The 8,044-nt window shown below is 35.3% G+C and carries 5 protein-coding genes; 4 read left to right on the top strand and 1 reads right to left on the bottom strand.

Going from position 1 to position 8,044, the window contains the following annotated elements; translation table 11 throughout:
• Positions 1 to 410 precede the first annotated feature (410 nt).
• From ACM0OP_RS23165 to ACM0OP_RS23150, 4 genes are all read left to right on the top strand, one after another.
• On the top strand, positions 411 to 1,526 hold the full coding sequence (locus tag ACM0OP_RS23165) for a type ISP restriction/modification enzyme (protein WP_414530762.1): 1,116 nt from the start codon (positions 411 to 413) through the stop codon (positions 1,524 to 1,526).
• Between the two features lie 35 nt (positions 1,527 to 1,561).
• Positions 1,562 to 2,533 (top strand): tetratricopeptide repeat protein, encoded by a 972-nt coding sequence (locus tag ACM0OP_RS23160; protein WP_414530761.1) that lies wholly within the window; start codon positions 1,562 to 1,564, stop codon positions 2,531 to 2,533.
• 46 nt (positions 2,534 to 2,579) lie between these two features.
• Positions 2,580 to 6,848, top strand: coding sequence for a helicase-related protein (locus tag ACM0OP_RS23155; RefSeq protein WP_414530760.1), 4,269 nt, complete (start codon positions 2,580 to 2,582; stop codon positions 6,846 to 6,848).
• A 249-nt stretch (positions 6,849 to 7,097) separates the two neighbouring features.
• Positions 7,098 to 7,625, top strand: coding sequence for a hypothetical protein (locus ACM0OP_RS23150; RefSeq protein ID WP_414530759.1), 528 nt, complete (start codon positions 7,098 to 7,100; stop codon positions 7,623 to 7,625).
• A gap of 68 nt (positions 7,626 to 7,693) precedes the next feature.
• Here the strand turns inward: ACM0OP_RS23150 and ACM0OP_RS23145 are convergent, their stop codons facing one another.
• Complete coding sequence (locus ACM0OP_RS23145; RefSeq protein ID WP_414530758.1) at positions 7,694 to 7,840, bottom strand: hypothetical protein; 147 nt, start codon at positions 7,838 to 7,840, stop codon at positions 7,694 to 7,696.
• Between the last annotated feature and the right edge of the window lie 204 nt (positions 7,841 to 8,044).

Here is an 8,044-nt window from a genome sequence, read left to right as displayed (position 1 = left end):
TTAAAGTATTTATATCTTAATTAAGTGTACCTCATAACAGACGGAAGTGCTGTAAGATTGATAAAGTTGGGCAAGGGATAACTGCATTTATTATCAATAATACTTTTATTAACGCTATAACCCATCGGCGACTAAGATCAACTTTAATATCATCTTTTAATGATATCAATATTTTTAATCTTCATGGAAGTGTAAAAGGAAAAACAGGAGAAACAACTGAAGGAAAAGATGAAAATGTTTTTGATATTACCCAAGGTGTTAGTATTGCATTTTTTCTGAAAACTCAAAATTGCCCTTTATCGAATATATCCTATGCAGAAAAATATGGCTTAAGAGAAGATAAATATCAAGTATTAAATAATGCTGCTCTCTTTTCACCTCAAATAATTATACCAAAAAAACCTTACTATTTGTTTGACTACAGAAATTTTAATTATGAAAATGAATATTATAAATATTATCATTTAATTAATATTTTTCTGTTTAAGAATAGTGGTATAAAAACTGATAGAGATCCATTATTTGTAAATTTTAATGAAAATAATCTTCAGGATATAATTCAATATTTTTATTCCTCAGAATGTTTAAATGATGAAAATTTTATAAAAGTATATAATATTAACAATTCATCAAGTTATGATTTGTTAGAAAAAAGAAATAAAACTACTTATGAACAAAATAACATTAAGCAGCTACTATACAAACCATTTGATATTAGATGGATTTATTATCGTGTAGGTTTAACAAGTCGCCCAGCATGGCAGGTTATGCAACACATGATTGATAATGAAAATTTAGGCTTAATTAGCATGAGGCAAATAGTAAATGATGATTATAGTCATTTTGGAGTTACTCAAATGCTAACAAGTCACGGAACTTTTTATTTAGGAAATAAAGGACAAGACTATATTTTCCCACTTTATCTCTACCCAGACACAAACAACCCCCAAGAACTCCAACAACAAAAACGCCCCAATTTCTCTGAAGACTTCCTAAAAAAAATAGAAATAAACCTTGGTTATCTCCCCACACCAGAAATCATATTTTACTACATATACGCCATTTTCCACTCCCCTACCTACCGCACCCGCTACGCTGAATTTCTGAAAATAGACTTCCCCCGTGTTCCCCTCACCAGTGACAATAACCTATTCAGTCAACTTGCAGAATATGGAGAAGAATTAGTAGCACTGCACCTAATGAAATCACCTAAACTAAACAACATGATTACACAATTTACAGAAAATGGTGGTAATCAAATAGTGGATGCTGGACATCCTAAATATAACAATGATGCTGTTGTCATCAACAAAAAAGGTGACAAATTTATAGGAGTACCGGAAGAAGTTTGGAATTTTTACATAGGAGGTTATCAAGTTTGTCATAAATGGCTCAAAGACCGCAAAGGACGCACCCTAAATGATGGTGATATCCTACATTATCAGCGTGTAGTTGTTGCACTCAAAGAGACTATGGATTTAATGCAGTTAATTGACGATGCAATTCCAGAGTGGCCTATTCAGTAAATAAAGTAATAACACAGTTAAAAACGGAAATAAAAATGATTGTAGCACTTATTAAAACCATTTTTTATGGGCTAATTTCTTTGATTATAATAACTCCAATGATTGTAATAGTGGGAATGTTTGCAGGACTTCCTCCTGTTTTTTCTTTTATATTTGTTATATTCGCTCACTTCTTAGCTTTTTATTATTCTTATCTAGAGTTTAAAAAAGAAGAGGATGCTAAGAGAAACATTTACTTAATAAGCAAAGAAAATTCAAAAATAACCAAAAACATTTTAAAAGAGCCTAACAATTTAGAGTTATATATTCAGCGTGCTAGTAATTTTAAGGAATTAAAAAGATATAGTGAAGCCATACAGGATTGCGATTATGTTGTCCGAAGAAATCCTAGAAATTTAGATGCTTATTGGATTTTAATAGATTCCTATATATTATCTCAAGACTATGAAAATGCTATTAAAAATTGTTATAAAGCACTTGATATAAATCAAAGTTGCTATGAAATTTATAAAAAAATAAAAACAGTAAAATGCAAGAAAGGAGATTACAAATCGGCTATAGAAGATTTAAAAAACTTTATTAATTTAGATAATTCAAATGATTTAATTAATAAAGCTACTGCCTACCAAGAAATAGGAGATATTTTCTACCATAAGTTGAATGATGAAGAAAATGCCTTATTAAATTATACAAAATCAGTAGAATTAGATCCTAATAATCTACAATCTTTATATCATCGTGATATATGCTTCCGTAGTATAAACAAATTGGATTCAACAAAGAAAGATTTTGCTAAGAAAATAAATAATTCAATTAAATTGAGCAAGCAAAAACATGAAATTGACAACAATGATTTTGATGTTGAAGCTATATATAACTATCGGTATGAAAGTGATTTTATTTATTGGTGTGAAAGAACTGGTTATGAGCCTGATGATGCGGGAAGCTATGATGCCTGGTCGGAAGAAAAAAACAGTGATTTTATAAATGATGATGATGATGAATAGTTTATTTTTTATATTTTAAAAGTTTATATGTATCTAAGAATCTAAAATGCTAGAAAATTTTATTCAAGAACTAATTCGTAAACAACGCCCTTACTACCTGCTTATAGGTAATGCCATCAAAGGCGTTGATAATCAGTATTGGGTAGTTTTTAAACATCGTGACGCTGATAATCTACTGCACAATGTCGTAAAATTTTTAGGTATTGGTAACAAACAAGCAACTCATAAACTTTTAAGAATAGACCCCAAAACAGCAAAGGTATTTGAGTATACTCCTATCAAAGAAGGAGATTTACCTAGTGTTACTCTATTGAGAACCTGCAAACTTAGCATCATTGAAAAATTCTTAAATAAAGAAAATGTTACCAAAGAAAAGGCATTATTAGCAGGTAGTTTTTTAGAAATTAAAGGTCGCCAACGCCGTTTTAATTTACCAAATGACATAGATAAATATCATAAGTTTTTTACTAAAACCTTAGAACGCACCAAAATTTATCGCCGTTCTACCGCCTACTTTGATAGTGGTGTTTTAAAATTATATGAAGAACCCCTAGCTGCAATCATTCAAACTGAAGGACAAATTCGTTTATTAATGGACTGGCAGGGGTTTACTAAAAAATCAGATATTCAAGAACTAGAAAAACTACACGACCCCACTTATCGCATCCAATTTGCTCAACGCACCTTACAAGAATTTCTGCAAGGTTTAGAAGATAGTGAGTTGAGTCATACAGAAATCCTCGCAGAATTAGTCAGACTGGGATTCTTGCAGATTAAACTAATTAAGATGAACTCAGGTAAAGCCATCTATCACAAAAAAACAGGTATCCTGAGTGACCAGCTAGAAAACCATATTCAACATGATGGTTCCGATAATTTCACTCGTGCAGCACATTCCAAAAATGCCGAAAGTGTCACTTTCCTATATTCTTGGGATGAATTAGATACAGAAGCCATACTAGACAGCATTCATCAATTTGATGCCGAGTGGCAGCAAGAAGACCTAACCTTTGACCTCAGCCAAGAGTTTTTACAACAGGTATTAACAGAACGCGATCGCCGCAGTCAGCTAAAAGCACCCGTAATTGAATCCATCACACCTGATGAGTTCCCACCAGGGGAAACGACAGCCGTTGAAATTACAGGTCAAAATTTAGACACAATAGAAACAATAGAAGTTGTTGATGATGAATTAGTGACAGTCACCATTGACAGCCAAGAACCAGAACGTATCATTGGCCAAGTTGAGGTAGACCCGGATCACCCACCAACACCCCTAACTCAGTTCAAAGTCAAAACAACAGGGGGAACTTATCACACCTCACCCCAAAAACCACCTGTAGTCAGCCAGTCCCTAGAAATTCCTGATTTTGAAGAAATTGAAGGATTTAAACAAGCCGTAGAAATAATTTTGGCTGGTAATCATGGCACTCCTAATGATTTTCTCTACTGGCTGGCACAGCAGCGCCCCCGTCAATTCCGGGTTGAACGTAGTGATTTGCTAGACGAGCTTTTAAACCAAAGCATCTTGTTTGAACATCAAAAATCTGGAGCGCAACATTGCCTCAGAGTCACGCAGGATTTTGGTGTTGCTGTCTGTGCAGATGCCGTAGGTTTAGGCAAAACTCGGTTAGCTGCTACTGTCGCACGGTTATATAGTCAACAGAATGGTCAAGCCAAAATTGCCATTATTGCAGCCAAAAAACTTCATCTCAACTGGGAAAGAGAATTAGCCGAATTAGGATTTAAGCCTAACAGTAAGGATTACGAACTGTATAACAAAAACTTAATGAGCCGCAAAGGTGGTAACTTCTTCGCAGACTTCAATCGTTATGGTGGAGCAGACTTAGTAATTATTGATGAAGCACACGAAGGTATCCGTAACTATAAAAACCGCATTCACAAGACTTGCTTACAGATCCAGGAGAGCGATCGCAAATCTGGCAGACAGCGTTACTTTCTACTTTTAACTGCTACACCCTGGAACAATCGCCGGGAAGATATTTATAACATCCTCTCACCCTTTATTAGCCGTCCAGAAGGCTTTAATGATTTAAAATTCCCTCCCGAAGTTAGCCACTGGTTTCAAAATCGGGAAATTGGGGTAGAAAATTTTACAGATAATACAGAACTATTTCGCCGCACCTACCGGGAATTGTTTCTTCAACGCACCAGACAAATGCTGCGAGAAGCCACCCCAGATTTAAACTTGTATGCCAAACGAGTAGCAGAATGGTTGCCAGTGCAATTTGAACCCAGCACTGAACAGGCACTAGACCAAATTTTCACCCAATTTCAAACCAATCTTTATATCCCCTTTGCTGACCCCATTCGCTATTTAACAGGTAATGTAGAACAGCGTAGCTTATTAGCCAATCAACGCCGCTTCTTCCTACAACGGGCTGAATCTAGTATGTATGCCCTCAGCCGAACTATCAAAAACTTTGGCGATCGCATTCAGCAAATGCAATACCGTCTAAAGTCAGTTTCCCCTGATGCTGACGGGCTGAAAGAATTTTTACTAATTCACTACAATTTTGAATCTGATAAAAAAGATAAACCAGAAAAATTCTTAGATGATTATGACAGTGAAGGTTGGGATGAAGACTATGAGGAAGAGGAAGAAGATGAAAACGAAAACGAAGCAGAACAACAACAAAAACGTCAGCAGTTAAGGCGTTCTATAAAAATAGCTACCGAAGCCTTACGTGATAATCCTAGCAAAGCTCAGGAAATTTATCATCGAATTTTGGCTGATTGTGAAGGTGACTTGCAACAACTAGAACAAATTCAAACTCTACTAATAGATGAATTTCTGGTTGACCACAAAAAACAACAAGTTACCCAAAAAGTCCGCGAATTAGTTAATCTCGGTCACAAGGTACTGCTAATTTCCACCTTTAGCGACACGGTAATAGATTATTATCGCTACATGGCTCGTGACAGTGCGATCGCATCTAAAGGTATTGGGATGCTGATTGGTTCTACAAAGGTGTATTACCCCAGTAATTCAAACAAACCACAAAAAGTAAGTCCTGGTCAGGCACTGCAACCTAAACGCAGTCCAGTTACTTTAAATCGCCAAAGTATCTTTAGACTATTTGCCCCAGACGCTGCTTGCAAAAATCCCACTGAACGCCCAAAGCCAGAAGAAGAAATTGCAGTATTAATTGGCTCAGAAACATTATCAGTAGGGCAAAATTTGCAAGATGCTGATTACCTAATTAATATTGACCTGCCTTGGAATCCAATGATTCTAGAACAAAGAATTGGACGTATTGATAGACCTAAACAACACAAAGCGGAACATATTTATATTTACTATGCTAACAGTGAAAGTCAACTACTTAGACAAGCTTCTCGCCTATCCAATTTGCATAAAAAACTTGTAGGAGAATTAGTCCAACAGGATACAAAGCTTAAAGGTGTTGACCTCAAAGGAAATATTCCCACTATTCCCAGCATGAATACTTTAGGGGCTTCAATTTATGGTGATACTTTGTTTGATGATGAAATCTTACCAGGATATGTTGATTTTATTCAAAGTTTAGTCAAAGCTAGAAAAATGGAACAAGGTAATTTACAAGAGGATGCTTATAAAAAACAAGAAACTAATCGTGACCTTTACACTCAAAATGAGATTTTACACAGTGAAGAACTAAGTGAACTATTAAAAAAATTAGGTGAAGACTATCAAGCTAACCCCATTGCTGTAGGACGTACAAATGAACCAAAAGAACCAACTGGGTTAGTAGCGTTAACAGTACAATATTTTGGTCCCAATGGCGAACCAATTATAGACAAACAGCAAACCATATTCTGGAATGACCAGACAGGAGAAAAAGATGGTTATGGTTTAGCGATCGCTACTGCTATCAAAACTCCAGTAGCCAGCAATATATTTTCTACAAAGTATTTACTATCATGCGCTGAATCAATTTACAACGAACTGGTGAAATTAAAACAACAACGCAGTGTAGAGCTAGAACAACCAGAAACTTTAGAAAATATCAGCATCACATCTGAACGCATTACTCAAATTCAGCGTCGGTTGAGTCTGCTTGATAGTTTGCCAGAGGGTTTAGAACGTGCAGCAGTCAGAGGTACGCTCAAAAAACTCAATTCTTGGCGAGAAAGTAAGTCTGTACAAAAACTATTAAAGGAGTATAGCGATGGTAATAAGGCAGGTTTAGGTAATGAGGATTTTGTTATTCAATTAGTACAGGATACAGACAAATTAAACCTGATTCTAGACGAAGGGATTAAACCTAGCAGTATGCAATTTTCTCTAGCTGCATTTTTATTGAGGGCATAAATTTATGAATATTAATCATATAGATACATCCTGAATAAAAATTGTTCTTTCATAGAACCTATCGAAATCATCCAGCAAAAAGACATCAAGTTAATTTGCTATCAGTGGTTCAAACCAGATTCTTAGGGGAAATTTGAAGGATGCGATCTGCTTGCAGCAGCGCTTCGCTATCGCTTGCAATACCCGATAGCCAATCACTGATTATTGATCAAACAAACTTGCAGTTTAAGATGTGACAAAAATATGGGAATGCAGTTTATTAATTTAGATGAAAGAACTAGACAATTAATGCTAGATGAAGTAGAGCTAGACATTAGTAAAAATAAACTTTATTTAAGTTCTCGCTTAAGTGCAAATGGTATAGAAGACTACCCACAATTGCTGAAAGAAGCTATCACCGCTAATGATGCAGAATGGCTTACGAAACAATTACGGTTAAACAGCAGAATAAAATTAACTGAAGAAAGAAAAAAGCCAAAAGGTGGATATACTTCTGCTAAGGTTCCTATAAATGCTGCTGAAGCACTAGCAGAAGGAGAGTTTAACCGTTTTTATATTCGCGCTTTATGCTGTCGAGTTATAGAAGGTAAAACTGGGCTACTTGAAGTTTATCGTGCTAAAGCAGTCATGAATCCTCGTCTTGAATCACAAGCCAAAATTGGAGCAATAGTAAATGCAGAAAAATTACTAGCAGACCTTCGTTCTAATATAGGATTTGATACTGCTTTGGGCATACCTGGAGGGGTTAATTCTGGTTTGAGTGTCAAAATTATTTAAACCTTAACAACTTTTGAAAATTGCGATCAGCCCCCTTCTCTCCCTATTCTTGAGGGAAAGCAGAACTACTAACAGCAACAATCATCAATCAGAGGTAACGACCATGCAATTAATTCAGTAAATACAGTTTCAGGAGTTCTACCGGATTCCGTTCTTGAGGGTAAACGCGCGATCGCATAAGGAATCATAAATAAAACATTTGATATCAGAGTCATGCACCAACTATCACTGTTTACCACTGAATCTAAACCTATCAATAATCCAAGAGAATGGCGCAGAAAATTCAAGTCAGAATTTCCTTGGAACAAATATTAACTAGATTTATTTGCAGAGGCAGAAATTGGTAACAATAATATTGCGGTTGAAGCAGAAGTGTTGAATGTTAAGAAAGAGGTGATAAAAATAACCCAAAATATGGT

Source organism: Nodularia chucula CCY0103 (assembly GCF_963923915.1).
In the GTDB taxonomy this organism is placed as follows: domain Bacteria; phylum Cyanobacteriota; class Cyanobacteriia; order Cyanobacteriales; family Nostocaceae; genus Nodularia; species Nodularia chucula.
This window is presented reverse-complemented; position numbering and strand designations above follow the sequence as displayed.

Bases quoted from the DNA above. Each gene is read 5' to 3' on its own strand.
- ACM0OP_RS23155 (WP_414530760.1), top strand. From the start codon at position 2,580: ATGCTAGAAAATTTTATTCAAGAACTAATTCGTAAACAACGCCCTTAC.
- ACM0OP_RS23145 (WP_414530758.1), bottom strand. From the start codon at position 7,840: ATGACTCTGATATCAAATGTTTTATTTATGATTCCTTATGCGATCGCG.
- ACM0OP_RS23160 (WP_414530761.1), top strand. From the start codon at position 1,562: ATGATTGTAGCACTTATTAAAACCATTTTTTATGGGCTAATTTCTTTG.
- ACM0OP_RS23150 (WP_414530759.1), top strand. From the start codon at position 7,098: ATGCAGTTTATTAATTTAGATGAAAGAACTAGACAATTAATGCTAGAT.